This window comes from Phaeobacter sp. A36a-5a (genome assembly GCF_037911135.1).
In the GTDB taxonomy this organism is placed as follows: domain Bacteria; phylum Pseudomonadota; class Alphaproteobacteria; order Rhodobacterales; family Rhodobacteraceae; genus Phaeobacter; species Phaeobacter bryozoorum.
Genome location: NZ_JBBLYU010000004.1, coordinates 44828 through 70295, shown reverse-complemented (window position 1 = coordinate 70295; position 25468 = coordinate 44828). Strand labels below are relative to the sequence as shown.

The following is a 25468-nucleotide window of genomic DNA, read 5'->3' as shown; positions in this document are numbered from 1 at the left end:
GCTTGATCCTTGCGGATGTTTGGTCGGCGAAGGGAACGGCGATGAAGCGGCGAAATTTCTTACTGGCTGGCGGGGCCTTCGGCATGGCAAATCTGATCACAGGACAAACTGCCGTTGCCGGGTCCGGATTTTTTGTCCCACCGGAGGAAGCGCCGCATCAGCGGACCTTCATGCAATGGCCGGTCAGCAGGAAGGTGCATCCCGATCCTGTGTTCCGCGACATGGCGCAGCAGTCGATTGCAGATATCGCCAATGCGATTGCGGCGTTTGAACCTGTCACAGTGCTCGCGGCGGCAGCGGATCACAGCGGCGCGCGCGCCAAGCTGTCTGCGGATGTTGAGTTGTGGGATATCCCGACCGAGGATCTGTGGTGCCGCGATTCAGGGCCTATCTTTGTGATCGATGGCGCAGGCGGCTTGGCGATCAGCCATATCCAGTTCAACGGCTGGGGCAAAAAGCAGGTCAACCGGCGGGACAGCCAGATCGCAGGACGGGTGGCCGAGCGTTTGGGGCTGCCGCTGTTGCCAACCGGTTTGCATGGCGAGGCAGGCGGCGTGGAGCAGGATGGGCACGGGCTGCTGATGGCACATGAGAGCAGCTGGGTGAACAAAAACCGGAACCCCGGGCTGTCACGCGATCAGATAGAACAACGGCTGCTGGAGGCTTATGGGGCGGATCGCATGATCTGGGCCGAGGGGGTCCGGGGGGAGGATATCACGGATTATCATATCGATAGCCTCGCACGTTTCACCGGGCCGGGGCGTGTTCTTATGAACCTGCCCGATACCCCTGATAGCGCCGATCCGTTCCATATGGCTGCGTTGGACACGCATGACCGGATGGTCGGGGCGGGGCTGGAGGTTGAGGTTATCCCCGAACCTCATATCCGTCGGATCAAAAGGTTCGATTTTGTCGCCTCTTACGCCAATTATTACGTCTGCAATGGCGCGGTGGTCGCGGCGGAATTCGGGGATGGTGCAACCGATGAGATCGCGCGGAACGCGCTGGCGCGTCACTATCCGGGACGGGAAATAGTCACGCTGAACGTAGACCCGCTGGGCGAATTGGGTGGCGGCATTCACTGTGCAACGCAGCAGATGCCAGCGGTCTGAGCCATCAGATCCAACGCCCTCCGCTGCGGCAAGGGGCTTTTGTCCGGGGCGGTTTGGCGGTAGAGGGCTGGGATGCTGTCATATCAACATATCTATCACGCCGGAAATCTGGCCGATGTTCAGAAACACGCGCTGCTGGCGCGGATGCTGGATTATCTCACGCGGAAGGACAAGCCGCTCAGCTATATCGAGACCCACGCCGGGCGCGGGCTCTATCAGCTGGATGCGGCAGAGGCGGTCAAGACCGGCGAGGCGGCGGCGGGGATCAGCCGCCTGCTGGATCAGGCCCTGCTGGCCGAGGATCACCCGCTGGCTGCTGCCATTGCCGCAACCCGCAGCGCCCATGGGGAGATGGCCTATCCGGGGTCGCCGCTGATTGCAGCGCATCTGCTGCGCGAGGCCGACAGTCTCAATTTTGCCGAGCTGCACCCGCAGGAAAACGCCGCCCTGCGGCAGGCGCTGTGGTCGCATGGGCTGGGGCGGCGGGTCCATGTGCATCAGCAGGACGGGTTTGAACTGGCGCAGTCGCTGGCGCCGCCGACGCCGCGTCGCGGGCTGCTGCTGATTGATCCTAGCTATGAGGTAAAGCGCGACTACGCCCAGATCCCCGGCCATATCGCCAAGCTGCACCGCAAGTGGAACGTTGGCGTCATTGCGCTGTGGTATCCGATCCTGACGGACGGGGCGCATAAGCCGATGCTGAGCGCGCTGGAGGCGCAGGGGCTGGCCGGCGCATTGCGTCATGAGGTGCGGTTTCCCCCGGCGCGGGAGGGGCACCGGATGGTCGGCTCGGGCATGTTCATCGTGAATGCGCCCTATGGCACCGAGGAAGAAGCCGCGCGGCTGACCAAACTGTTCAGCCGTCTGGGCTGAGATGCGGCCAACAGAGGCGGTTGGCCCTGGGCAGAACGAAAAAGGCCACCCGTCGGGTGGCCTTTGCTGTTTCAGATCAACGCATTGATCAGGTGATGTCCTTGTAGGAAATCTCGCGGGTGTCGGCGCCTTCGCCCATTTTGCTGCGGCGGATGATCAGGCGGTTGAGGGCGCTGATATAGGCGGCGGCAGAGGCGACAACCGTGTCGGTGTTCGCGCTCTCGCCCGTGGCGATCACGCCGTCTTCTTCCAGTCGGACAGACACAGTGGCCTGCGCGTCAGTGCCTTCGGTGACCGCATGGACCTGATAGAGCTGAAGATGGGCCGAGTTCGGGTGGATCTTGCGGATCGCCTTGAAGGCGGCATCGACAGGGCCGTCGCCTTCTGCGGTCTCGGTCACATCCTTGCCGTCGACTTCCATTTCGATGGTGGCCTCGGCGGGACCGCCGGTGCCACATACGACTTTCATCGACACCAGCTTGAGGTGGTCATCCTCATCGCCGCTGGTGCGCATCAGCGCGATGATGTCGTCGTCAAACACCTCTTTCTTGCGGTCGGCGAGTTCTTTGAACCGGACAAAGAGATCCTTCAGCTGGTTGTCGCCCACCTCAAACCCGAGCTGGCTGAGTTTGTCGCGCAGCGCCGCACGGCCGGAATGTTTGCCAAGCGGCAGCGAGGTGCCGGCAATGCCCACATCCTCGGGCCGCATGATTTCAAAGGTTTCCTTGTTCTTCAGCATGCCATCCTGATGGATACCGCTTTCATGGGCAAAGGCGTTCTTGCCGACGATGGCCTTGTTCGGCTGCACGACAAATCCCGACACGGTGGAGACCCGGCGCGAGATGTGCATGATCTTCTTGGTGTCGATGCCGGTGGTAAAGGGCATGATGTCACCGCGCACCTTGAGCGCCATCACCACCTCTTCCAGGGCGGTGTTGCCCGCGCGTTCGCCCAGACCGTTGATGGTACATTCGATCTGGCGCGCGCCTCCTGCAACGGCAGCCAGCGCGTTGGCGGTCGCCATGCCGAGGTCGTTGTGGCAATGGGTGGCAAAGATCACGTCATCTGCACCGGGCACGGTTTCGATCAGGCGCTTGATCAAATCGGCGCTCTCGACCGGGGCGGTATAGCCGACGGTATCGGGGATGTTGATGGTGGTGGCGCCCGCCTTGATGGCGATTTCGATCACCCGGCAGAGGTAATCCCATTCGGTGCGAGTGGCATCCATCGGCGACCACTGCACATTGTCCACCAGATTGCGGGCGTGGGTGACCGTCTCGTGGATCTTCTCGGCCATCTCATCCATGGTGAGGTTGGGAATGGCGCGGTGCAGCGGCGAGGTGCCGATAAAGGTGTGGATGCGCGGCTGTGCGGATTTGCGCACGGCTTCGGCGCAGCGGTCGATATCCTTGAAGTTGGCGCGCGCCAGACCACAGATCACGGCATTCTTGGAACGTTCGGCAATCTCGCTCACCGCTTTGAAGTCGCCTTCGGAGGCGATGGGGAAGCCCGCTTCGATGATGTCGACGCCCATGTCATCCAGCAGCTCGGCAATCTCGAGCTTTTCATCATGGGTCATGGTTGCGCCGGGGCTCTGCTCGCCATCGCGCAAAGTGGTGTCGAAGATCAAAACGCGATCTTTGTCAGCTGCAGTCGTCATGTCGGTATCTTTCTTGTCTGTCCTAAAATCCAATCCATGTGGCGCGCATGCCTTCCCCTCTGAGCGGGCGCGCCGGATGGCACGCTCAGAGGCGGATTAGGATCAGTAGGGCGCGCAGATCTGCATCGCGCGGGGCGGTGGCAAAGCAAGGGATATCTGCACGCATCATCATGACGCAGAGTTATACAGAGCCAAAGACGAATGGAAAGACAGAAATTGACCGGGCATGGGCAAAGCCTGCGACTGTAACCCGTTGGCCCGGATCAGACATGCTACGCCTTATGGCTGGGCGCGCGCTGTGCGGCGGCTCCGCTACGCCTTTTGGCGGTGGGGCGCGCCAGCCTATCCGGTCGGCCGTGCTGCGGGTCAGCGGTAATCAGTTGCTGGCGTTTGCATCGTCGGTGGCGGTGGCCGGGTCGGCTGTTGTGGCATCATCGCTGTCCTGTGCCGCCGCACCGGTGGTTTTGAGCGCGCCGTTCTCCCAGGTGCCTTCGGCTTGCTGACCGCTGGCATAACGCATCACACCCGGTCCCTGACGTTTGGAATTGAGAAAGCTGCCCTCGTAGACATCGCCATTGGCATAGGTCGCGACGCCCTGGCCGCTGATCTTGCCTTCGGTCCAGTCGCCCTCATAGCTGAAGCCATCTGTCATCACGATCTTGCCGGTGCCGTGGCGCTGGCTGTTGGCAAAGCTGCCGGTATAAACCGAACCGTCGGGGTAGGTGACAACCGCTTCGCCATGGCGCTGCCCCTCTTTCCAGCCGCCGTCATAGCGGTAGCCGTCAGGGTAGGTCATCACGCCCTGGCCGTGGTTCTTGGCGTTCTGGAACTCGCCTGTGTAGACCAGCCCGTTGGGATAGGTTGTGGTGCCGCTGCCCTCGATCACGCCGGCCACCCAGTCGCCTTCGTAGGTGGAGCCGTCGGGATAGGTGATCTTGCCCACGCCATCGGCGAGATCATCGCGGAATTGGCCCTCGTAGACCGAACCGTCGGGATAGGTGACGCGGCCCTTGCCCTCGATCTGACCGGCCAGCCATTCGCCGGTGTAGACATAGCCGTCGGTCTTGGTGAAGGTGCCTTCGCCGTGGCGCAGGTCATCCTCGAAATTGCCGATATAGACATCGCCATTGGCATGGATCTGCTTGCCTTCGCCCTGACGGCGGCCGGCCACCAGCGGGCCTTCGTAGATATCGCCATTGGGCTGGGTCAACACGCCGGTGCCATCCATCTGGTTTGCGGACCAATCGCCCTCGTAAACCAGACCATCGGGCATGATCAGCTTGCCTTTGCCCTCCAGCTGGCCGTCGCGGATGTCGCCCTCATAGGTGGCGCCGTCCGGGTAGGTGATCTTGCCGGTGCCTTCCTTGCGGCCATCGACCCAGTCGCCGTCATATTCATAGCCGCCGGGATTGCGCATGATGCCTTTGCCATGGTGCTTGGCATCGCGAAAGCCGCCCTCATAGCGCGCGCCATTGGCATAGACCGCAACCCCCTGGCCATTGATTACGCCGTTCGACCACTCGCCATCATAGGTGCCGCCATCGGCAAAGGTGATCTTGCCTGCGCCTTCGGGTTTGCCTTTGACGAACTCGCCCTCGTAGATGGATCCGTTGGGGAAGCGCGCAACGCCACGACCGCGGACTTCGCCATCGACCCAGTCGCCGGTATATTCATAGCCGTTGGGCAGCCGGTAGGTGCCGGTGCCATGTTGCAGGCCGCCGCGAAAGGTGCCCTCATAGATGCCGCCGATTTCATCCTGCGTGGTCAGCACCTTGCCATCCTGGGCCAGGGCCGGGCGTCCGACCCCGGCAGCGCCAAGCGCCAGAGCGGAGGTCAGAAGAGCGGCGGTGGTGAAACGGGTCATGGAATATCTGCTTGCCATAAGGGGAGCCGGGGTGCGGGCCTGTTGATCGGTTTGACAGGAAACTATGCCACAGCCGCCGCCGTCGCAATGTCTTTTGCCACTGCGGTCTTTCCCTCGCAGCGTGATCTGTTTAATGGCAGAAGGCAGGATTATCGAAGGACGCAAGCAGGATGGCTGATCGTTTTCGCGTGACACTGGCCCAGTTGAACCCCACCGTCGGGGATCTGGCTGGCAATGCAGATAAGGCCCGCGAGGCCTGGGCCGCAGGCCGCGAGGCAGGTGCTGATCTGGTCGCCCTGCCAGAGATGTTCATTACCGGTTACAACACGCAGGATCTGGTGATGAAGCCGGTTTTCCACCGTGCTGCCATTGCCGAGGTTGAGCGGTTGGCCGCCGATTGTGCCGATGGTCCGGCGCTGGCGATCGGCAGCCCCTGGGTCGAGGGCGATAGGTTGTACAACGCCTATCTGATCCTGAAGGGCGGCAAGATCACCACGCAGGTGCTGAAACATCACCTGCCAAATGCCACCGTCTTTGACGAGGTGCGGATCTTTGATGCGGGCCCGCTGGGCGGTCCTTACGCGGTTGGCGATACCCGGATCGGCAGCCCGATCTGCGAGGATAGCTGGTATGAGGATGTGGCCGAAACCTTGGCCGAAACCGGCGCGGAGTTCCTGCTGATCCCCAATGGATCGCCCAATTATCGCAACAAGATGGATGTGCGGCTCAACCATATTGTGGCCCGCTCGATCGAGACCGATCTGCCGGTGATCTACCTCAATATGGTGGGCGGCCAGGATGATCAGGTTTTTGATGGTGGTTCGTTTGTGCTGAATCCGGGCGGGGCGCTGGCCTTGCAGATGCCGGTCCTGCGCGAAGATATCTGCCATCTGGATCTGGAGCGGACCGCCGAGGGCTGGCGCGCCGTGGATGGCCCCAAGGCGGTGCTGCCGGATGAGTGGGAGCAGGATTACCACGTCATGACGCTTTCGCTGCGGGATTACATGCGCAAGACCGGCTTCAAGAAGGTGCTGCTGGGGCTCTCCGGTGGCGTCGATTCCGCCATTGTCGCCACGATCGCGGTCGATGCGCTTGGGGCTGAGAATGTGCGCTGCGTGATGCTGCCGTCCGAATATACCTCGCAAGCCTCGCTTGACGATGCCGAAGCGGTGGCAAAGGCGCTGGGCGTGCGCTACGACTACGTCCCGATTGCCGAGGGGCGCGCCGCGATCACCAACACGCTGGCGCCGCTCTTTGCCGGGATGGAGGAGGGGCTGACCGAGGAGAACATCCAGTCGCGCCTGCGCGGGCTTCTCCTGATGGCGATGTCCAACAAATTTGGCGAGATGCTGCTGACCACCGGCAATAAATCCGAGGTCGCCGTGGGCTATGCCACGATCTACGGCGATATGGCGGGGGGCTACAACCCGATCAAGGATCTCTACAAGACCCGCGTGTTCGAGACCTGCCGCTGGCGCAATGCCAATCACCGCGACTGGATGATGGGGCCGGAAGGGGAGGTCATCCGCCCCTCGGTCATCGACAAGCCACCGAGCGCCGAGCTGCGCGACGATCAGAAGGACAGCGACAGCCTGCCGGATTACCCCGAACTGGACGCGTTGCTGGAGATCCTGGTGGATCGGGACGGTTCGATTGCTGATTGCGTTGCGGCCGGGTTCTCGCGGGAGACGGCAAAACGCGTGGAACACCTGATTTATATCAGCGAATACAAACGCTTTCAGTCAGCCCCCGGTGCGCGGCTCACACCGCGCGCGTTCTGGCTGGATCGTCGGTATCCGATCGTGAACCGCTGGCGCGACCCCAGTTGACCGACCAGTAAGGCGCTGGTGATCCGCCAGTTGGTGCCAGCGATATCGGGCTGGTCCCTGCGGCCAAAGGTGCGGCCAAAGGCGGGAGCATCGCATACGTTCGGTCGGGGTCAGCTGCCGGAGAAGGGGCCGTTGGCGGGATCGGCTTCCTGGCAATCCACGACGCAGTTGCGGCCTGCATCCTTTGCCGCGTAAAGCGCGCGGTCAGCGGCGTGCATCAGATCCTGCGGCAGCAGGCCATCCTCGGGGAAGCTGGCAACGCCGATGGAGATGGTGACACGCGGCAGCGTGCCGGAGCCATAGCGCAGTGTGATTTCCTCAATCGCGACACGCAGCGCTTCGCCGACCTCCATCGTCTGTTCCTTGTCGGTATCCGGCAGGAAGACGGCAAATTCCTCGCCGCCCATCCGGCAGCAGATCTCGCCATTGCGGAACAGATCCTTCAGCGTGTCGCCAATGGCGCGCAGCACCATGTCGCCGGCATCGTGGCCATGGGTGTCGTTGAAGGTCTTGAACCGGTCCGCATCAAAGCTGAGCACTCCCAGCTGGCTGGCGCGCCGGTCGGCCAGCGCCACCGCATTGCGCAGCTCGCCGAGGAAATAGCGCCGATTGTAGACACCGGTCAGCGGATCGCGGGTGGACTGGTCGTGCAATTCGTCGCGCAGGCGGACATTGGCCACCGCCAGCGAGATATGTTCGCCGCAGCGCAGGGCAAGGCGATGCAGCGCCACCTTGCGCTTGGGGTCGGTTTCCGGTGCAAATTTCACATGCAGCAGACCGACGGTATTGCCATGGGCGACCACCGGAAAACAGACGTAATCGCCATGCTCATCGGTGGCAGGCTGCTCCTCGACATGGGCGCAGGGAAAGGCGATCTTATCCGCAGAATAGAGATACTGCCGCCCGCGCCGCAGCGCCCAGCAGGCATCGGCAAAGATGTGGTCATGGACCTCGGCCCCGCCCCAGTGGCATTTGCCATCCAGAACGTCCCGCGAGTTGGAGTAGATGTAGAGCTCGCCCTGGGATTGCGGAAACAGCTTCGCCATGAAGGCGCTGACAATGCGGAACAGCTCCTCCTGGGATTTGCAGGAATGCAGCCAGACGTCGAGCTGCGACAGCAGCTTGGCCTCTTCGCGCCAGGACTGTTCCGCCGCAAGCGTCTTCAGCGCGGTCAGCTCCGCCTCCTCGGCGGCCTGGCGCGCCAGTGTCAGGTCCCGCGCACTGCGCTCGATCTGGGTCACATCGGTGTAGCAGGAGACAAAGCCGCCGGTGGACAGCCTGCGGGTGTCGATCTGAAGGCGCCGTCCCGACGGCATCCTGCGGGTCGCCGAAAACCGCTCCTTGTCAGAGCTGAAATCCTGTTCGGCCTGTCTGGCGCTGTCTTCGGTCACATGGCCCAGCCTGACGGCGGTGGCAAAAAACGCCTCGCGCGAATAGCCCGGAAAGATGTCGCCATTCTGCAACTCCAGCAGGGTGAGCAGCCGTTCGTTGAAGACCTGGCAATGCCCGTCCTCGGTCCAGACCATCACGCCCTGATCCAGCTTGTTCAACACATCCATGAGCCGCGCATGGGAGGGTTCAGGCAAACTCTCCGCCTGCAACATGTCGCTCGGGATCACTTTGTTCACGGGAGACCCCATTCTTCGTACCAATAATCGTCAGTGCTGCGACAGGCTGACACAGGAAGTCTGAACGAAATCTAAGCCGCCCCCTGAAAAACGCGGACAGTTTGAGACGACTTGGGATCAACCGCCAACGACTGCGCCGCAACTGGACAAAACGTCGCCTATGTGACATGGGGCAGGGCAACAGGAGACTTGTGATGACAACCACCCGATTTGCCCCGTCGCCGACCGGCTATATCCACGTTGGCAATCTGCGCACCGCGCTGATGAACTATCTGATCGCCCGCAAGGCCGGCGGCAGCTTCATCCTGCGCATCGACGACACCGACCCGGAACGGTCGAAGGAAGAGTACGTCGATGCCATCAAGCAGGATCTGGAATGGCTGGGCCTGACCTGGGACCGTGTTGAACGCCAGTCCGAACGTCTTGACCGCTATGTCGCCGCTGCCGACAAGCTGCGCGAGATCGGCCGGTTCTATGAGGCGTTTGAAACGCCGGTTGAACTGGACCTGAAGCGCAAGAAGCAGCTGAATATGGGCAAGCCGCCGGTCTATGATCGCGCTGCGCTGAACCTGTCGGAGGACGACAAGGCCAAGCTGCGCGCCGAGCGCGGCGATGGTGTCTGGCGCTTCAAGCTGGATCAGGAGCGGATCGAGTGGACCGATGGTATCCTGGGCGATATCTCCATCGATGCCGCTTCGGTCTCCGACCCGGTCTTGATCCGTGGCGACGGCCAGTTCCTCTATACGCTGGCCTCGGTAGTGGACGACACGGAAATGGGCGTGACCCATGTTGTGCGCGGCTCTGACCATGTCACCAACACCGCCACCCAGATCCAGATCATCGAGGCGCTTGGCGGCACTGTCCCCTCCTTTGCGCATCACTCGCTCTTGACCGGCCCGCAGGGTGAGGCGCTGTCCAAACGCCTCGGCACGCTGGCCCTGCGCGATCTGCGTGAAGCGGGCGTGCAGCCGATGGCGCTGCTGAGCCTGATGGCGCGCCTTGGCTCCTCCGACCCGGTTGAGCTGCGCGCGGAACTGGCAGAGCTGATCGAGGGTTTCGACATCAACCGTTTTGGCGCTGCGCCGACCAAGTTCGATGTGCAGGATCTCTACCCGCTGACCGCCCGGTATTTGCAGTCCCTGCCGCTGGAGGCCGTGCAGTCCCATGTGGACGCGCTGGGGGTTCCGGCAGAGAAACAGGCCGCATTCTGGGATATGGCCAAGGAGAACATCACCACGCTGAAGGATCTGGCGGGCTGGTGGGACCTCTGCCGCGACGGCGCCGAGCCGCTGGTGGCTGATGAGGACAAGGACTTCATCGCCGAGGCGATGGCGCTGCTGCCCGAAGGCCCCTACGACAGCGAGAGCTGGGGCACATGGACCGCTGCTGTGAAAGAGGCGACGGGCCGCAAGGGCAAGGGCCTGTTCATGCCGCTGCGCAAAGCCGTGACCGGCATGGAGCGCGGCCCCGACATGTCCGCCCTGCTGGCGCTGATGGAAACGGTCCGCGCCCGCGGCTGAGCTTTAACGACTGTCTGATGCAAAGGCGGCACCATAGGGGGCCGCCTTTGTGCTGTCCTGTGCTGTCCGGGGTGCTCCCGCCCACATCGGTGGCATCACAGAAGCCACCTCTGCGGTTGGGCCGGGCGCCGCGCGCCGGCGCGGCGCCGCAGACCGCCTGTAGGCGGTCTGCCATGCCCAACTGCGCTCAGGGCAGGGCAGATCTGCCCTGTTGTGCGGGCGGGAGCCGCCTTGGCCGCCGCCCTTCGGACCCGCCTCCGGGTGTCACTTCGGCTCTCCCTCTTGGTGTCCCTCTTGGTCATCTCCCTTCCGCTTGCCATCGCGCAGGTCGGCGGCGGCCTCGGCCATGGCCGGGTTGGGATGATGCGCCAGCGCGGAGAGCGCCTTGTCCATCCAGTCGATCACCGCAGGGTCGTCGCCGCCGGCGCGGGCGATGGGCGGAAAGGCGCAGGACAGCAGGTGCCGGGCCGAGACCGCAGGCATCATCACCCGGTCAAAGGACACGTCGCGCGCGTCAGGCTCGGCCTCATCCGGGGTATTCTCCCACAGCAGCCGTTCCAGCCGCCCCATGACCTCCAGCGCGGTGCCGGGATCATTGACGCCGGGCGACAGGGCGCGCTGTGCGGTTTCCGCCAGCAGCGTCAGGCCAAAGGAGGGATCCTGATCGAAACTGCGCACATCACCGATTTCGATGCAGCGGCTGGCCGCCTCGCAGAGCGTCTCCTCGCCGGTCTCGGCATAGGCCACCGGCCGCCCGCGCAGCACGAATTCGCCGGGGGTGCGGTGGATGGCGATCCTGGTCTCGGCCTCTTCGGCCAGCGTCTGCAACCCTGCGACATCGACAAACCGCACAAAGCCCGAGGCCTGCGCCGGGATGGCCCGGCCCTGCTGCTGAAATCTGGTGTCATCCTCGGCGCAGGCGGCGCCCAGGCAGGGCGCTTCGGCCCGCTGGCGCAGGCTGGTGCGGCTGCGCTCTTCGATCAGGCGCAGCGTGTGATCCATGCTGCCAAGTCCCGACAGATGGTCAATCCAGCGCAAAATCGCCGCGACGATCAGCGCCACCACTCCCACGGTGATGGCAAAGATCACGATGGCGGCATCCTCGCTGTAGAACCCGGCGCGGAACAGGATCACCGCACTCAGGCTGAAGACAAACCCGCCGACAAAGGTGGCCAATACGCTCTGGGTGATCGTATCCTCCAGCAGCAGGCGATAGACCCGTGGCGTCGCCGTGGCAGCGGCCGTACGATAGGCCGAGACCATGACATTGAGCGAGAATGTGGTGACCGCCAGCATCCCGGAGGCAAGGATGGTCAGCACCGGCAGCGCCGCCTCGCGGCCAAAGCGCTCGCCCAGATCTTCGGGGATGAAGGGCGTGAGCCAGGGGGCGATGGCCAGCGCCAGCAGCGAACAGGCCGAGAGCAGCACAACCCGGAACCACAGTTGCCGGGTGATCCGCCGGACATAGAGCAGGGTGCGGGAAATCACTGATCTGCCCCAATAACGGTCGCGCCAAGCGCCAGCAGATGCTGATCGACCAGATCCAGCTCTTCAGCAGTCAGCCTCTGCGCTCTGGGATATCGCGGGGCGCTGCGGTCGTTCAGGATCGGCGCGTCCCAGCCATCGGTTGTGCGCACGAAGGCGGCGACACCATCGGCGCCGAAGACGTCCAGATAACCCTGAATAACCACGTCGAGATAGCTGAGCAGGATCGGATGGCGCAGGCTGGCCGCGCGCTGGCTGTGGCCGGGCACCGCATAGACCGCGATATCGGTCTCCGGGTTCAGATCATGCTGGACCGCGCCGCCGGCAGGCAGCCGCTCATAGGCAAATTCGCGGTCATCAAGCGCCGCCCAGTCGGCCCCTGGCACCTCGGCGATCAGCCCGTCGATGGTGGTTCTGTCACAGGGCACGGCGCTGAGAAAGGCAACCGGGCGCAGATCGGTATGCACCCAGGCCCGGCGCCAGCCGCTGAGCCGCGCGGGGCGGGCCTGACCGTAGCCATGGGTGCGCGTGTTCACCAGGCTGCCGTAGCCAAAGAAATAGGGGGCTGGGGAAACGGGGGCGGGCATTCAGATCTCCTGACTGGCGATGTCTGTCTCAGCGGCGCTGACCGCCACAGGCAGGCGGGGTCTGTCGCCCACCGTTTGCCCTGCGTCGGCGCTGCCTGCGGGCGGCGCAGCGGGACCCGGCAGGGGCAGGGTCAGGCGAAAGCGCGTGCGGCTTTGATACATGTCAAAGTGGCCTTTGTGCGGCCATGTCATGATCTTGCGACAAGGCACCTCGGAGGGGCGATCATGCGGATCACGAAACGGACAAATATTGCAGTGCGGCTGTTGATGTATTGTGCAGCCCATGCGGACCGCCTGGTTACCAAATCCGAAATTGCCGCGCGCTGCAATATCTCGGAGAACCATTTGGCGCAGGTGATCAACCAGTTGGCGCAGCTGGGCTATCTGCATACGCAGCGCGGGCGTAACGGGGGCATGTCGCTGGGCAGGCCCGCGACGGAAATCGGCATTGGCGATGTCTTTCGCGCGGTCGAGGGCACGGTGCCGATGGTTGAGTGTTTTGCCGATGCCGACAATACCTGTCCGCTGGTTTCGGCCTGTCGGCTGCGGATTGCCCTCGCCGATGCGGCGCAGGCCTTCTATCGATCGCTGGACGGGATCACCCTGGAGGCGCTGGTCTGCGACAATGATGCGCTGTTTGCCCTGTTCCAATCGCCGGTTTCGACCGGCTGCGCGCGCTACGCCAGCTGAGATGCTCTGGCGCCCGCCCGCCGTGGCTGACGTCGTGGCTGGTGTTGTGGCGGGCGGCCCCGCAAGCGCGGCGCCAGAGGCCGCGGTGTGGCCTAGTCGCGGGCCCGCAGGATCCGGGCCGGGCGCACCTGAAGGGGCCGCCAGGCAAAGGCCAGCCCGGCCAGCAGCGTGGTCAGGATGCCGCCGCTGATGATCGCCAGCGCATTGCTCCAGATCACCTGATAATCGCTTTCGAACACATAGGTGTTGATGGCCCAGGCCCCGGTCATTCCGGCCGTCAGCGCGACCAGGCCGGCCCCGGCGCCCAGAAACACCGATCTGAGCGCAAAGCTGATCAGGATCTGCCGTCGCGGCGCGCCCAGCGTCTTGAGCACAGCCGCCTCGTAGCGGCGGGCAGGTTCGCCGGCGGCGGCGGTGCCAATGAGCACCATGAAACCGGTCAGCAGCGTTGCTGCGGCACCATAGGCGGTGGCAGATGCGAGCTGCCGCAACAGGTCCGACACCCGGTCCAGCGCATCGCGGACCCGGATCGCGGTGATGTTCGGCATCGCCTTGGCGAGATCGCGCAGGATCTGGGCTTCGGCCTCCTGTTCGGCATAGACCGTGGCGATATAGCTGTGCGGGGCCCCTGCAAGCGCGCTTTCGTTCAGCACCATGACAAAGCCCATGCCCGCCGTGGAAAAATCGACCTCGCGCAGGCTGGTGATGGTGGCGGTAATGTCGCGGCCCAGCACGTTGAGCGTCAGCGTGTCGCCAAGGTTGAGACCCAGCTCCTCGGCCTCTTCGCGGGCAAAGCTGACCTGCGGCGCGCCGGTGTACTCTTCGGGCCACCACGCGCCCGCGACGATCTGGGTGGTGTCTGGCTGTTTGGCGGCATAGGTGATGCCGCGATCGCCCCGGACGACCCAGTGATCGCCTGCCACCTCGGTTGCGGGCTGGCCGTTGATGGTGGTGAGGATGCCGCGCAGCATCGGTGCGCTCTGCACGCGCTCAACCGCCGGGTCCTGCTCCACGCGGGCGAGGAAATCCGGCATCTGATCGCGCTGGATATCAACGAAGAAATAGGAGGGCGCCACGTCGGGCAGGTTGCCTTCGATGGCGCGGCGCATATTGCCGTCGACCTGACCAATCGCGGCCAGAACGGTCAGCCCCAGCCCCAGGGCCAGCACGGTCGGCACGGCGCCATCGCGAGAGGTGCCAATCGCCGAAAGCGCCCATCGAAGCGCCGGATATCCACGGGTCAGCGGCGCGGCGCGGCGGGCGATCCAGCCCAGCACCAGTGCGGCCAGCAACAGCACCGCCAGCGCGCCGATCAGCCCCGCAGCGGTCCAGAGCGTCAGCTCAATCGCGCCGCTGAACAGCGCGGCAGAACCAATCAGCACCGCCACCGAGACAGCCGTGGCGACGATATAGCGGGGGGCAGGCCAGCGGCTGCGGCTGTCCAGCGCGTCACGAAACAGCGCCGCAGCGCGGATCCGCTCGGCGCGGGCCAGCGGCCAGAGCGCAAAGACAAAAGCCGTCAGCAGCCCGTAAAGCGCCGCTTCGCTCAACGCCGGGACCGAGATGCCAAAGACCGCAGGAAACGGCAGCTGCGCCGCAATCAGCGGCCCCAGCAGCACCGGGGCCAGCCCGCCGATCACGAGGCCAATCGCAACACCAAGCAGCGCCAGCGCCCCGATTTGCAGAAAATAGGTCAGAAAGATCGTCCGGCGGTCGGCGCCCAGCGTGCGCAGGATGGCGATGGTCGCGGTCTTGCCCGCCAGATAGGCGCGCACGGCGGCTGAGACGCCGATGCCGCCCACAGCCAGCCCGGAGAGGCCAACCAGCACCAGAAACCCGGCCAGCCGCTCGACAAAGGTGGCGATGCCCGGTGCGCCATTACGGGCGTCGGTCCAGCGCATACCGCTGTTGTCCAGCTCGGCTTCGGCGCGGGATTTCAGCTGCTCCAGATCGGTGCCTTCGGGCAGGGTCAGCCGGTATTTGCTGGAAAACAGCGTGCCGGGCTGCAACAGGCCGGATCGGGCCAGGTCAGCGCTGCGAACGATGGTGCGTGGCCCCAGCGTGAAGCCTGCGCTGGCGGCATCCGGTTCATTCTCCAGCAGTGCGGTCAGGACAAAGCTTTGGGTGCCAAGGGCAAAGCGGTCACCAACAGAGAGGCCCAGCCGATCCGCAAGCACCCGCTGCATCACGCCGCCGGGCAGGTCCCCGGCGCCCTCCAGCGCCTGTGGCAGCGGCAGATCCGGCGAGAGCCGCACCGTGCCAACCAGTGGATAGGCGCTGTCTACCGCCTTCACCTGCGTCAGGGCGCGTTCCTCACCGACAGCTGCCATCGACCGGAAGTCGATCACCTCGGAGCGGCGCAGGGCATTGGCCTGCATCCAGGCCTGTTCCTCTGGGCTGGCGCGCCGATAGGTAAAGCCCAGTTCGGCATCCCCGCCCAGCAAGACCGCGCCTTCCTTGCTCAGCCCGGTTTCAATCGCCGAGCGCAGCGAGCCGATCCCGGCAATCACCGCCACCCCAAGCGCCAGACAGATCAGGAAAACGCGAAACCCATGCAGCCCGCCGCGCAGCTCCCGCATGGCAAAGCGTGTCGCCAGCGACAAGGTGTTCATTCAGCGGCCTCGCGCGCGGCGGCAAGGTCGAGACGGCCATCGCGCAGCCGGATCACCCGGTCACAGCGCGCCGCCAGTTCCGGCGCATGGGTGACCATGATCAGCGTCGCGCCATAGCGGTCGCGCAGGTCAAACAGCAGGTCCATGATCGCATCGCCGTTGGTGGCGTCCAGATTGCCCGTCGGCTCATCCGCCAGCAGGATCCGCGGGCGGGTCACCAGGGCGCGTGCCAGTGCCACACGCTGTTGTTCACCGCCTGACATCTGCGCCGGGAAGTGACCGGCACGATGGCCGAGCCCCACGGCCTCCAGTTCGGCCTGCGCGCGGTCAAAGGCATCCCTGTGCCCGGCCAGCTCCAGCGGGGTGGCGACATTTTCGAGCGCCGTCATGGTGGGGATCAGGTGAAAGCTCTGGAACACGACACCCATATTGTCGCGGCGAAACCGCGCCAGCGCATCCTCATCCATCGCGGTCAGGTCCTGCCCCAGCGCCGAGACGGTGCCGCCGGTTGCCTGTTCCAGACCGCCCATCACCATCAGCAGCGAGGATTTGCCCGACCCGGAGGGACCAATCAGGCCCAGCGTCTCGCCGCTTTCGACCGCAAGCGAGATGTCATGCAGGATTTCGACAGGTCCGGTATTGCCAACCAGCGACAAAGACGCATGCTGGAGGTTCAGGATAGGGTCGGACTGGGGGATCGTGCTGGACTGCATGTGACGTCGCGCCTGTTTTGGGATCACTCTCGATATGGAGCCTTTCTACCAATGCGCAAGATAATGGCCGGATTGATTTTTATATTAACTGCCGCAGTTGCGCAGGCCGATCCGGTTCGGGTGGCGGCTTTGGGGGACAGTCTGGTGCAGGGCTACGGGCTGCCGCAGGGGCAGGGCTGGGTGCCGCAGCTGCAGCGCTGGCTGGGGGAACAGGGGGCTGAGGTGCGCCTGATCAATGCCGGTGTCTCCGGCGATACCACGGCGGGTGGCGCGGCGCGGATCGACTGGACGCTGGCCGACGGGCCGGATGCGCTGATCGTCGCATTGGGCGGCAATGACCTGCTGCGCGGGATCGCCCCGGCTGAGAGCCGCGCCAATCTCGTCCGTATTCTGGAGGTCGCCAAGGCCAATGCGGTGCCGGTGCTGTTGGTTGGTATCGCGGCGCCGGGCAACTATGGCGCCGACTTCAAGGCAGAATTCGACGCAATCTTCCCCGAGCTGGCGCGCGACTATGGCGCGCTGCTGCATGACGACAGCCTTGCCGGGATCCGCGCGGCAACCGGCAATGATCCGCAGGCGGCGGGGCCGTATCTACAGGAGGACGGCATTCATCCCAACGCAAAAGGCGTGGCGCTGAATGTGGCGGCCATCGGCCCGAAGGTGCTGGATCTGGTGGCCAAGGTGGACCGCTGACGCGGGGCCGCCACGGGATGACCGCAGAGGTGCTGCGGCAGATGACTGGGCACCACAACAAAAGACGGCCCCGAAAGGGGGCCGACAGCTGATCTTCTTCGGGTAGGCGGGTTAGGCCAGCTCGATATTCACCGCAGACTCGCGGCCGTCACGGCCCGGTTGCAGCTCATAGGTCACTTTCTGGTTGTCCGCGAGGCCGGTCAGCCCCGACCGCTCAACGGCGGAAATATGTACGAACACATCGCTGCCACCCGCATCGGGTGCAATGAAACCGTAACCTTTGGTGGTGTTGAACCATTTGACGGTGCCTGTGGCCATCGTCTTCTTCTCCCAGTCTTACTCTAAATCCCTGTCCGCGACATGCGACAGCCCGGCAATGTCATTGCGTATTCATGACCGAGCCTCCTAGGACAGCGATGAGTTCTGCGTAACCTTGCGGGAACGATCTTGTCGCCAATGTCCTCTCGGTGCAAGTGTTATAGCGGGGGGTGCCTGTCAGTTTGGCGCTGCCAGAGGCGCTGTGGATGGCCATCGGCGGGGCTTGGCACCCGGACAGGCAAGCTGGCGCCGATGCGCCACCAGATCACGCGCTGCCACCTTGGTCTGGTCCTGATCAGAGCACCGTCACCACGGTTCCCAAGGGCACCCGTTCGTAGAGGTCGACGATATGCTCGTTCGTCATGCGGATGCAGCCGTTGGAGACGGAATGGCCGATCGTTTGCGGCTGATTGGTGCCGTGAATGCGGAAATAGGTGTCGATGCCGTTCTGAAACAGGTAGAGCGCGCGCGCGCCCAGCGGGTTATCAGTGCCACCGGGCTGGATGTATTTATTATCGACAAAGCGGGCATAGCTGCGCGGATCGCGTTCGATCATCTCGTCCGTCGGGCGCCAGGTTGGCCATTCTTTCTTGGCCTGGATGACGGCGGTGCCGGTGAATTCAAGACCGGCTCGCCCGACGCCAACGCCATAGCGGCGCGCCCGGCGCGGCTCTGTCACGTAATAAAGGTAATAGGATCGCGGCAGCACCAGAATTTGCCCGGGGGCGAATTGCTTCTTGATGCGGACCTCCTGCGGAGTGGGGTCAAAGGCCGTTTCGGCTGACCCGATCTGAGGCCAGAGAGAGGCGGCGGCGGAGCTGGCCAGAAAGGCGCGGCGTGACAACATGCGTGGCTCTTTCGGTTTTGGAACAGATGCCATCAGTCTGCGGTGCGCGAACAATCCGGTCAATAGCGGCGCCCGCACGGCCGCCGTTGCGGGCAGACGGCGCGACGTTGGTGCAACAGCGTGATGCCCTGATGGGCCATAGGACATTGGCAAATCAGGCTTCGTGATATCACGAAGCTGTGATATCCTGTGATCGGATCGCGTTTCTGATCCACCGTCATTTCCGGCGGGTTTCTGGTTTGAGGGCGTCATGTCGGCACGGCTGCGGGGGCAGCTCTGCCGGAGGTCTCAGGCCCGGACAGGAGCTATTTCTCGGCTTCTGCGTTTCAGGTCTGCGATCCCGTCCGAAACCGGCCGGTGGCTGTTTACAGCCCGTCTGGCGGTTTGTCGGGGGTATACTGGAGTAACCATTGTGACTGTTTCATTTGGGGGGCGCGCGGCAGTGACCGCGCTGATTATGGCTGTCGGCCTCGCGGCTGCGGACCGGGTTGAGGCTCAGGAAGATGCGGGGTTTCTCGCCACCTCACTGCGTTATTCAGAACGGATGCTGGACCGTCAGGAAGATGTGACCAACAAGGTCGCCATTGCCCTGCGCGCGCGGCAATCGGGGCAGCTCGGGGTCAATCGGATCACCTTTGGCGGGCGCTTCTTAGGCACGGTGATCTATGAGAACACCAATACGCCCGGCAAATTTCCGATCCTGTCGCGGCTGCCGCCGACCCACACCAGCGGCACCACCGATACCTATGGTGTGATCAATGATATCTCGCTGATCGCGACCGCCACCACCCCGCTGCTGACAGCGGTTGTGCAGGGCGAATATACCGAGGTCGAATATCCCGGCCAGAACGACATCCAGCTGCGCAAGGCCTGGCTGGCGGTTGGTGATCTGGACCGCTCGCCCTTTTATCTGGCGGTTGGGCGCAAGACGGTGAATTTCGGCAATTTTGCCAGCTATGCGCCCTTCACCCATACCCATAACAGCCATTACTTCTGGGCCCAGACCAAGGATCCGCTGATCGAGATCGGTTATATCACCGAGCGTACCGAACTGGCGCTGTCGATCATTCGCAACCACCGGGGCAACCGGGTGATCAGCAGCCCGAAGAACGATGATCACTACACCAATTACGCGCTGAACGCCTCCCATCGCATTCCGCTGGCCAATGGTATGGGGCTGAAACTGGGGGCCGGTTTTCTGCGCGGCACGATCTACGACAGCACCATTGCCCATCATCCCCCCGGAAGCGGCATCGACCGGGGCTGGAACGGGGCGTGGGATGTCCACGCCACCCTCAGCGGAGAGCGGTTTGACGTCATGGCCGAATTCACCCAAACCACCGACCGCTGGCCTGCCACCGACCATAAGGTCAGCGCGCTGACGCTTCAGGGGCGCTACCGGGGGGAGGTGCTGGGACGTCCGGCGGTCTATTCACTCTCCGCCAGCCACGGGCGGCAAGGCGCCTCCGGCACCGAATGGGAGTCGATGTCGCAGATCATCCTCGGGATGGAGGTTGCGCTGGCCCCGAATGTCACGCTGGGGGCGGAATACCTGTTCAACGATGGCTTTGTGCCGCTGATCCTGCCCCGGCGCACAGGCGATGCCAGCGTGCGCTCGCATAGCGTCATTCTGGGCGCCAAGCTCACCTTCTAGCGGGTGGGCACCAGCGCGGGCAGGGCTTGTCCTGCCGCCTCTGGCCAGTATATCTGGCCTGAATACAGGCGCCACGCCGCCTCGGCGGTCAGTGATGCGAAGGAGAGATTGCCCCATGGGTGCCAAGACCCTGACCTGCCTCAGCTGTGCCCAGCTGAACCGCGTGCCCGAGGACCGTCTGGCCGCCGGCCCCAAATGCGGCACCTGCGGGGCTGCGCTGATCCCTTCGACGCCCGTCGATGTCGACCCGGCGACCCTGCAAAAGGCCGCCGCGCAGGATGACCTGCCGCTGGTGGTGGATTTCTGGGCGCCCTGGTGTGGTCCTTGCAAGATGATGGCCCCGGATTATGCCAAGGCGGCAAAAACGCTGCAGGGGCAGGTGCGGCTGGTCAAGCTGAACACCCAGACCCATCAGTCCACCGGCGCACGCTACCGGATCAAAGGGATCCCGACACTTGTCCGCTTTGTGCGCGGCAAGGAACAGAAACGGCAGGCAGGCGCCCTGCGCGCAGGCCAGATCGTGAGCTGGGCGAAGGGATGAGCCGGAGGCTCGGCTGATATCGAAACGCGGATAAGGGGGCTTTGGCCCTGCGGTTGGCTCAGGTCCTGCGGTCGGCTCAGGCCATGCGGTGGGTTTCATCCCCGTCCGGCGGCATCATCGGGCGCAGACCCGGCGGCAGATGCAGCATTGCAAGCATGGTCACAATGGCGGCGGTTGTGCCAACGGTAGGGTAGAGCAGCAAACTATACCAAAGTGGCAGCGCATAGAGGGTATAGGCGGCGACCGCAGAGAAAATCCCTGCAAAAGTACCGACAATGATCCCGATCCATGCCATGTTTATACCTCTTAGGTTGAGTCGCATTTAATCTACAATTTTTCAGGCAGAGTGCAACTCTCTGTGTTCGAGCAAGATAGCTCAAATTGTCTTTAAATTTGGTTAACATCGGGGTTGGCGCAGGTGATGAGATCTGCTGAATTATGTGTAATACTCTGATTTCAATTGAAAATATCAGTTGGATGCGCGATCTTCGCTGCGTGTGTGGAAGGTATCAAATTGATGTATCCTGCGAATTTTGCTCTGGGCGTTTGCGCGGGAAGCCGCCGCTTTTTAGAACCAGCGCCACGGTGAGGCCGACGCCAAGCAGGCTGCTGATGCCACTATAGAGCAGAAGAAGCCCCCAGATGGGCAGGTTGTACGCCACATAGTATATCACCGTGACCATCATCGTCACACCGGTACTCGTCAACATCGCCAACCAAGCCATAACACCCTCACTCAACTGAGGGGAAATTGCCCTGAAACAGGCGATGCAATCAATATGTCTTACGGTCAGATGGTGAGTATATTGGTATGTGTTGCAGCTTATTCTGGCATTATGGCCGCGACGGGCTGTTCTGGTGCGCATATCGCACGGATTTGACCCGTGGAGTGGTCGGCTGCGGCGGAAATCAGGCCCGCGCGGGTTTCGCCGACAGCCCCTGATGTGCTCCGTGCGCCCGCTTGTCCCCGGCCTTGTCCGCCAGCATATTGCGGGCGGCCTTCTGCGTCCACAGCAGCAGGATCGCCAGCATCGCCGAGGGCACTCCGAACAGCGGATAGAGCAGCAGGCTCATGCCGAAGGACAGGCCGATCAGCGTATAGCCCAATACGGCCGCATTCAGCCCGCCAATGACGCCTACCAAGATCCCGATTCCTGCCATGCTCTCACCCTTCTGTGGTTCGCCGACGGGCACAGGCCCCGGCAAATCTCAGAATAGGGTTAATTTTGTTCAAATTATGCCGGGGTCATGGCGGCTGTGGGAACGGGTTGGTTCCGACAAAGGGAACACGACGACCTGGAAAGCCGGATAAGAGGGGACGCCGGCCTCTATTAAGAGGACGACGCCGAATAAGCCTTTTTGGGAAGGAGTGATTTGAAGACTTCAGGGGGTGAGCTGGTATCGCATCACCCCCTGAAGCACACTTATCGCACGAACTTCTTGTGCTTCAGACGCTTGGGCTCCAGCGCGTCGGGGCCCAGGCGGCGTTTCTTGTCTTCTTCGTAGTCCTCGAAGTTGCCCTCGAACCACTCCACATGGGCGTCGCCCTCAAAGGCCAGAATATGCGTACAGATCCGGTCGAGGAAGAAACGGTCGTGCGAGATGACCACGGCGCAGCCGGCGAAATCGACCAGTGCGTCTTCCAGCGCGCGCAGGGTTTCGACGTCCAGATCGTTGGTCGGTTCGTCAAGCAGCAGCACGTTGCCGCCCTCTTTCAGCAGCCGCGCCATATGGACCCGGTTGCGCTCGCCGCCCGACAGCAGCGACAGTTTCTTCTGCTGGTCGCCGCCTTTGAAGTTGAACGACGAGCAATAGGCGCGGGAGTTGACCTGCGCGTCGCCCAGCTCGATGATCTCGGCGCCGCCGGAGATGGCTTCCCAGACGGTGTCATTGTCGTTCAGATCGTCGCGCGACTGGTCGACGTAGGACAGTTTCACGGTATCGCCATAGCTGACGCTGCCCTCATCGGGCTGTTCCTGGCCGGTCAGCATCCGGAACAGGGTCGATTTACCCGCACCGTTGGGGCCGATCACGCCGACGATGCCGCCGGGGGGCAGGTCAAAGGACAGGTTCTCCACCAGCTGCTTGTCGCCGTAATGTTTGGAGATGCCCGAGACCTCGATCACCTTGGACCCCAGACGCGGGCCGTTGGGGATGACGATCTGGGCGCGGGTCAGTTTCTCGCGCTCGGACTGGCTGGCCAGATCGTTATAGGCGTTGATCCGGGCCTTGGATTTGGCCTGACGCGCCTTGGCGCCCTGACGCATCCATTCCAGTTCGCGCTCCAGCGTCTTCTGCTTGGATTTGTCTTCGCGCGCTTCCTGCTCCAGACGTTTGGCCTTCTGTTCCAGCCAGCTGGAATAATTGCCCTCGTAGGGGATGCCGCGGCCCCGGTCCAGCTCGAGGATCCAGCCGGTGATGTCATCCAGGAAATAACGGTCGTGGGTGACGCAGAGGATGGTGCCCTTGTAGTCGATCAGATGCTGTTGCAGCCAGGCGATGGTTTCCGCATCAAGGTGGTTGGTCGGTTCGTCGAGGAGCAGCATGTCGGGTGCTTCAAGCAGCAGCTTGCAGAGCGCCACGCGACGGCGCTCACCACCAGACAGGTTGGCGATTTCGGCATCATCCGGCGGGCAGCGCAGCGCCTCCATCGAGACGTCGATCTGGCTGTCCAGATCCCAGAGGTTCTCGGCGTCGATCTTGTCCTGCAGCTCGGCCATTTCCTCGGCGGTCTCGTCCGAGTAGTTCATCGCCAGCTCATTGTAGCGATCAAGAATGGCCTTTTTCCCGGCGACGCCCAGCATGACGTTTTCACGCACGGTCAGGCTTTCGTCCAGCTTCGGCTCCTGCGGTAGATAGCCAACCTTGGCGCCCTCGGCGGCCCAGGCCTCACCGGTGAAATCGGTATCGAGCCCGGCCATGATCTTCATCAGCGTTGATTTACCGGCGCCGTTGACGCCGACAACACCGATTTTCACACCGGGGAGAAAGGACAGGTGGATGTTTTCAAAGCATTTCTTGCCACCGGGGTAGGTCTTGGAGACCCCCTGCATGTGGTAGACGTATTGATAGGCAGCCATGAGACAGCTCCGTGTAAGGGGGGAATTTGCTGGCTGGTGTGATAGCGGATGGGAAAGGCGGGGGCAATGCGGGATGCAGGGGCGGGGGCGCGGGGCGTGCACGCCTGCCGCCGTGATCGCAAAGACTGGCGGGGCGGCTTTCACAGTTTCGCAACCAGAGCCTGCAACAGCTGATTGATCTCTCTTGCAACTATGTGCATCAAGGCAGGCATGATGCACCGCTTGCCCCATATTCCGCCCGGCACCACTGTTGGCCTTCTGGGCGGGTCCTTTGATCCGCCGCATCAGGGGCATCGTGCCATCTCGCTGGCAGCGCTCAAACGCTTTGGGCTGGATCAGCTGGTCTGGCTGGTGTCGCCCGGCAATCCGCTTAAGGCGCACCCGCCAGCGCCGCTTGACCGCCGGATTGCCGCCGCGCGGACGTTGATGGACCATCCGCGTGTGCAGATCAGCGGGATCGAGGCCGATGTCGGCACCTGCTACACGGCCGAGACGCTGCGCCTGCTGCGGCAGCGCCATCCCGGCGTGCGCTTTGTCTGGTTGATGGGGGCGGATAATCTGGCCGATTTCCACCGCTGGAAAGACTGGCGGCAGATTCTGGACACCGTACCCGTCGGAGTGCTGGCGCGACCGGGTGAGCGGATCTCGGCGCGGCTGTCGCCTGCCGCGCGGCTTTATGCACCGTATCGGCTGAAAGGTGGGCAGAGCCGTCTGCTGGCCCATGCCGAGGCCCCGGCCTGGTGTTTTGTGAATGTGCCGATGGTCAATATCAGCTCAAGCGCGATCCGGGCGCGTGGCGATTGGTCAGCGACGCAGCCGCGCTGAGACCAGACCGGCGCTGATGACCACACACAGACCGGCCCAGGTCAGCACATCAGGCCATTGATCAAAGACCAGCCAGCCGAGCGAGACGGCGGCGATCAGCTGGAAATAGACCAGCGGTGCCAGCCGTGACGCGGGTGCCTGCGCATAGGCAAAGAGCAGCAGCAGATTGCCCAGCATCGAAAACCCGGCACTGCCAAAGGTCAGCGCCGCAGTCGCCAGTCCAGGCGCGGGCAGGGCGGTCAGCCCCAGCGGCAGCGTCAGCAGCGCGCTGATCGACAGCTGGGTCAGGCTCAGCTGCAGCGGCGTGCCAAGATGCGACAGCCAGCGCGAGGTGGTGAGAAATCCACCGTAGAATACCCCCGCCAGAACCGCCCAGATCAGATTGACCGAGCCTCCCAGCCCGGGCCGCACCACCAGCAGCACGCCGCAGAATCCCAGCGCCATCAGCAGGCTGCGCGCCAGCGTCGCAGGTTCGCGCAGCAGCAGGACGGAGAGCACATAGCTGACCATCGGCCCGACAAAAAAGGCGGCAAACACATTTGCCAGCGGTTCGGTCTTCAATGCGATCTGGATCGACAGGATGCCGCCGCTCAGCAGCGCCGCGCGCAGCCACAGCCGCCAGTTGGCCAGCAGCGGATAGGCACTGCGCAAGGCAAACGGCGCCACCATCGCTGTGCCGATTGCAAATCGAGACCAGGCCACGAATCCCGGTGTCGCCAGACCGCCCGATGTGAGCAGTTTCCCGCAAAGGTCCCCGGCAGGGATCATTGACATGGCGACAAACATGATCATCACTGCCCGTACCATCGCGTCAGCGGTAGCAGGCGGCTCGGTCAAAGAAAAGCCGCCAGTTTGCGGTCGGGGGGCTGTCGGGCTGCGGCATAATAACCTGCCGCATGTTTGCAGAATTGTAGGGGTTTTGAGTAGACTATTGCTG

The 25468-nt window shown here is 63.2% G+C and carries 23 protein-coding genes; 9 read left to right on the top strand and 14 right to left on the bottom strand.

Going from position 1 to position 25468, the window contains the following annotated elements:
- Positions 1–41 precede the first annotated feature (41 nt).
- Together WLQ66_RS15885 and WLQ66_RS15880 are read left to right on the top strand one after the other, a co-directional pair.
- A complete protein-coding gene (locus WLQ66_RS15885; RefSeq protein ID WP_340547311.1) occupies positions 42–1112 on the top strand; it encodes an agmatine deiminase family protein in 1071 nt (356 codons plus the stop codon).
- Between the two features lie 72 nt (positions 1113–1184).
- A complete protein-coding gene (locus WLQ66_RS15880) occupies positions 1185–1985 on the top strand; it encodes a 23S rRNA (adenine(2030)-N(6))-methyltransferase RlmJ (protein ID WP_340547310.1) in 801 nt (266 codons plus the stop codon).
- 88 nt (positions 1986–2073) lie between these two features.
- On the opposite strand, the gene WLQ66_RS15875 is transcribed toward WLQ66_RS15880, so the two are convergent.
- Positions 2074–3645: a 2-isopropylmalate synthase gene (locus tag WLQ66_RS15875; RefSeq protein WP_340547309.1), complete on the bottom strand. Its 1572-nt coding sequence runs from the start codon at positions 3643–3645 to the stop codon at positions 2074–2076.
- A 376-nt stretch (positions 3646–4021) separates the two neighbouring features.
- Entirely contained in the window at positions 4022–5509 is a 1488-nt protein-coding gene (locus WLQ66_RS15870; RefSeq protein ID WP_340547308.1) for an MORN repeat-containing protein, read from the bottom strand.
- Positions 5510–5679: 170 nt separating this feature from the next.
- Between WLQ66_RS15870 and WLQ66_RS15865 the strand changes: the two genes are divergently transcribed.
- Positions 5680–7338, top strand: a complete 1659-nt coding sequence (locus tag WLQ66_RS15865; RefSeq protein ID WP_340547307.1) for an NAD+ synthase — start codon at positions 5680–5682, stop codon at positions 7336–7338.
- Positions 7339–7448: 110 nt separating this feature from the next.
- Here WLQ66_RS15865 and WLQ66_RS15860 read toward each other — a convergent pair whose 3' ends face one another.
- Entirely contained in the window at positions 7449–8966 is a 1518-nt protein-coding gene (locus WLQ66_RS15860) for a sensor domain-containing diguanylate cyclase (protein ID WP_340547306.1), read from the bottom strand.
- Between the two features lie 194 nt (positions 8967–9160).
- Between WLQ66_RS15860 and gltX the strand changes: the two genes are divergently transcribed.
- The gene (gltX, locus tag WLQ66_RS15855; protein WP_340547305.1) at positions 9161–10486 is read left to right on the top strand and encodes a glutamate--tRNA ligase; all 1326 of its coding nucleotides are present in this window, start codon (positions 9161–9163) and stop codon (positions 10484–10486) included.
- Positions 10487–10750: 264 nt separating this feature from the next.
- Here the strand turns inward: gltX and WLQ66_RS15850 are convergent, their stop codons facing one another.
- Positions 10751–11974 carry a DUF2254 domain-containing protein gene (locus WLQ66_RS15850; RefSeq protein WP_340547304.1) on the bottom strand — a complete coding sequence of 408 codons (1224 nt, stop codon included), beginning with the start codon at positions 11972–11974 and terminating at the stop codon, positions 10751–10753.
- Positions 11971–12558, bottom strand: a complete 588-nt coding sequence (locus WLQ66_RS15845; RefSeq protein ID WP_340547303.1) for a gamma-glutamylcyclotransferase family protein — start codon at positions 12556–12558, stop codon at positions 11971–11973. The genes WLQ66_RS15850 and WLQ66_RS15845 overlap by 4 nt, the downstream gene beginning before the upstream one ends.
- A gap of 225 nt (positions 12559–12783) precedes the next feature.
- Here WLQ66_RS15845 and WLQ66_RS15840 point away from each other — a divergent pair, with 225 nt between their 5' ends.
- Positions 12784–13248: an RrF2 family transcriptional regulator gene (locus tag WLQ66_RS15840; RefSeq protein WP_340547302.1), complete on the top strand. Its 465-nt coding sequence runs from the start codon at positions 12784–12786 to the stop codon at positions 13246–13248.
- A 92-nt stretch (positions 13249–13340) separates the two neighbouring features.
- Here WLQ66_RS15840 and WLQ66_RS15835 read toward each other — a convergent pair whose 3' ends face one another.
- Together WLQ66_RS15835 and WLQ66_RS15830 are read right to left on the bottom strand one after the other, a co-directional pair.
- A complete protein-coding gene (locus WLQ66_RS15835; protein ID WP_340547301.1) occupies positions 13341–15860 on the bottom strand; it encodes an ABC transporter permease in 2520 nt (839 codons plus the stop codon).
- The gene (locus WLQ66_RS15830) at positions 15857–16573 is read right to left on the bottom strand and encodes an ABC transporter ATP-binding protein (RefSeq protein ID WP_340547300.1); all 717 of its coding nucleotides are present in this window, start codon (positions 16571–16573) and stop codon (positions 15857–15859) included. The genes WLQ66_RS15835 and WLQ66_RS15830 overlap by 4 nt, the downstream gene beginning before the upstream one ends.
- Before the next feature lie 51 nt (positions 16574–16624).
- On the opposite strand from WLQ66_RS15830, the gene WLQ66_RS15825 reads away from it, so the two are divergent.
- Positions 16625–17266 (top strand): arylesterase, encoded by a 642-nt coding sequence (locus tag WLQ66_RS15825; RefSeq protein ID WP_340547299.1) that lies wholly within the window; start codon positions 16625–16627, stop codon positions 17264–17266.
- A 111-nt stretch (positions 17267–17377) separates the two neighbouring features.
- Here WLQ66_RS15825 and WLQ66_RS15820 read toward each other — a convergent pair whose 3' ends face one another.
- The gene (locus WLQ66_RS15820) at positions 17378–17584 is read right to left on the bottom strand and encodes a cold-shock protein (protein ID WP_014875536.1); all 207 of its coding nucleotides are present in this window, start codon (positions 17582–17584) and stop codon (positions 17378–17380) included.
- A gap of 295 nt (positions 17585–17879) precedes the next feature.
- A complete protein-coding gene (locus WLQ66_RS15815; RefSeq protein WP_340547298.1) occupies positions 17880–18431 on the bottom strand; it encodes a L,D-transpeptidase in 552 nt (183 codons plus the stop codon).
- 442 nt (positions 18432–18873) lie between these two features.
- Between WLQ66_RS15815 and WLQ66_RS15810 the strand changes: the two genes are divergently transcribed.
- Together WLQ66_RS15810 and trxC are read left to right on the top strand one after the other, a co-directional pair.
- Positions 18874–20085 (top strand): hypothetical protein, encoded by a 1212-nt coding sequence (locus WLQ66_RS15810; RefSeq protein WP_340547297.1) that lies wholly within the window; start codon positions 18874–18876, stop codon positions 20083–20085.
- Between the two features lie 115 nt (positions 20086–20200).
- The gene (gene trxC / locus WLQ66_RS15805) at positions 20201–20626 is read left to right on the top strand and encodes a thioredoxin TrxC (protein WP_340547296.1); all 426 of its coding nucleotides are present in this window, start codon (positions 20201–20203) and stop codon (positions 20624–20626) included.
- 76 nt (positions 20627–20702) lie between these two features.
- On the opposite strand, the gene WLQ66_RS15800 is transcribed toward trxC, so the two are convergent.
- The 4 genes from WLQ66_RS15800 to ettA all read right to left on the bottom strand — a co-directional run bounded on the left by WLQ66_RS15800 (position 20703) and on the right by ettA (position 23706).
- Positions 20703–20921: a hypothetical protein gene (locus WLQ66_RS15800; RefSeq protein WP_340547295.1), complete on the bottom strand. Its 219-nt coding sequence runs from the start codon at positions 20919–20921 to the stop codon at positions 20703–20705.
- A 214-nt stretch (positions 20922–21135) separates the two neighbouring features.
- Entirely contained in the window at positions 21136–21336 is a 201-nt protein-coding gene (locus tag WLQ66_RS15795; RefSeq protein ID WP_340547294.1) for a hypothetical protein, read from the bottom strand.
- 199 nt (positions 21337–21535) lie between these two features.
- The gene (locus WLQ66_RS15790) at positions 21536–21787 is read right to left on the bottom strand and encodes a hypothetical protein (RefSeq protein WP_340547293.1); all 252 of its coding nucleotides are present in this window, start codon (positions 21785–21787) and stop codon (positions 21536–21538) included.
- Between the two features lie 263 nt (positions 21788–22050).
- On the bottom strand, positions 22051–23706 hold the full coding sequence (ettA, locus tag WLQ66_RS15785; protein WP_340547292.1) for an energy-dependent translational throttle protein EttA: 1656 nt from the start codon (positions 23704–23706) through the stop codon (positions 22051–22053).
- A 210-nt stretch (positions 23707–23916) separates the two neighbouring features.
- Between ettA and WLQ66_RS15780 the strand changes: the two genes are divergently transcribed.
- Positions 23917–24531, top strand: a complete 615-nt coding sequence (locus tag WLQ66_RS15780) for a nicotinate-nucleotide adenylyltransferase (RefSeq protein WP_340547291.1) — start codon at positions 23917–23919, stop codon at positions 24529–24531.
- Here WLQ66_RS15780 and WLQ66_RS15775 read toward each other — a convergent pair.
- Complete coding sequence (locus WLQ66_RS15775) at positions 24511–25317, bottom strand: DMT family transporter (protein WP_340547530.1); 807 nt, start codon at positions 25315–25317, stop codon at positions 24511–24513. The two genes, WLQ66_RS15780 and WLQ66_RS15775, sit on opposite strands and share 21 nt — an antisense overlap.
- Positions 25318–25468: the final 151 nt, after the last annotated feature.

What these genes read in the sequence shown, in the direction of transcription:
- WLQ66_RS15870 (WP_340547308.1), bottom strand. Translation starts at nt 5,509, where the DNA reads ATGACCCGTTTCACCACCGCCGCTCTTCTGACCTCCGCTCTGGCGCTT.
- WLQ66_RS15790 (WP_340547293.1), bottom strand. Translation starts at nt 21,787, where the DNA reads ATGGCAGGAATCGGGATCTTGGTAGGCGTCATTGGCGGGCTGAATGCG.
- WLQ66_RS15815 (WP_340547298.1), bottom strand. Translation starts at nt 18,431, where the DNA reads ATGTTGTCACGCCGCGCCTTTCTGGCCAGCTCCGCCGCCGCCTCTCTC.
- WLQ66_RS15865 (WP_340547307.1), top strand. Translation starts at nt 5,680, where the DNA reads ATGGCTGATCGTTTTCGCGTGACACTGGCCCAGTTGAACCCCACCGTC.
- gltX (WP_340547305.1), top strand. Translation starts at nt 9,161, where the DNA reads ATGACAACCACCCGATTTGCCCCGTCGCCGACCGGCTATATCCACGTT.
- WLQ66_RS15800 (WP_340547295.1), bottom strand. Translation starts at nt 20,921, where the DNA reads ATGGCATGGATCGGGATCATTGTCGGTACTTTTGCAGGGATTTTCTCT.
- trxC (WP_340547296.1), top strand. Translation starts at nt 20,201, where the DNA reads ATGGGTGCCAAGACCCTGACCTGCCTCAGCTGTGCCCAGCTGAACCGC.
- WLQ66_RS15845 (WP_340547303.1), bottom strand. Translation starts at nt 12,558, where the DNA reads ATGCCCGCCCCCGTTTCCCCAGCCCCCTATTTCTTTGGCTACGGCAGC.
- WLQ66_RS15775 (WP_340547530.1), bottom strand. Translation starts at nt 25,317, where the DNA reads ATGTTTGTCGCCATGTCAATGATCCCTGCCGGGGACCTTTGCGGGAAA.
- WLQ66_RS15885 (WP_340547311.1), top strand. Translation starts at nt 42, where the DNA reads ATGAAGCGGCGAAATTTCTTACTGGCTGGCGGGGCCTTCGGCATGGCA.
- WLQ66_RS15820 (WP_014875536.1), bottom strand. Translation starts at nt 17,584, where the DNA reads ATGGCCACAGGCACCGTCAAATGGTTCAACACCACCAAAGGTTACGGT.
- WLQ66_RS15825 (WP_340547299.1), top strand. Translation starts at nt 16,625, where the DNA reads ATGCGCAAGATAATGGCCGGATTGATTTTTATATTAACTGCCGCAGTT.
- WLQ66_RS15840 (WP_340547302.1), top strand. Translation starts at nt 12,784, where the DNA reads ATGCGGATCACGAAACGGACAAATATTGCAGTGCGGCTGTTGATGTAT.
- WLQ66_RS15875 (WP_340547309.1), bottom strand. Translation starts at nt 3,645, where the DNA reads ATGACGACTGCAGCTGACAAAGATCGCGTTTTGATCTTCGACACCACT.
- WLQ66_RS15880 (WP_340547310.1), top strand. Translation starts at nt 1,185, where the DNA reads ATGCTGTCATATCAACATATCTATCACGCCGGAAATCTGGCCGATGTT.
- WLQ66_RS15835 (WP_340547301.1), bottom strand. Translation starts at nt 15,860, where the DNA reads ATGAACACCTTGTCGCTGGCGACACGCTTTGCCATGCGGGAGCTGCGC.
- WLQ66_RS15830 (WP_340547300.1), bottom strand. Translation starts at nt 16,573, where the DNA reads ATGCAGTCCAGCACGATCCCCCAGTCCGACCCTATCCTGAACCTCCAG.
- ettA (WP_340547292.1), bottom strand. Translation starts at nt 23,706, where the DNA reads ATGGCTGCCTATCAATACGTCTACCACATGCAGGGGGTCTCCAAGACC.
- WLQ66_RS15795 (WP_340547294.1), bottom strand. Translation starts at nt 21,336, where the DNA reads ATGTTGACGAGTACCGGTGTGACGATGATGGTCACGGTGATATACTAT.
- WLQ66_RS15780 (WP_340547291.1), top strand. Translation starts at nt 23,917, where the DNA reads ATGATGCACCGCTTGCCCCATATTCCGCCCGGCACCACTGTTGGCCTT.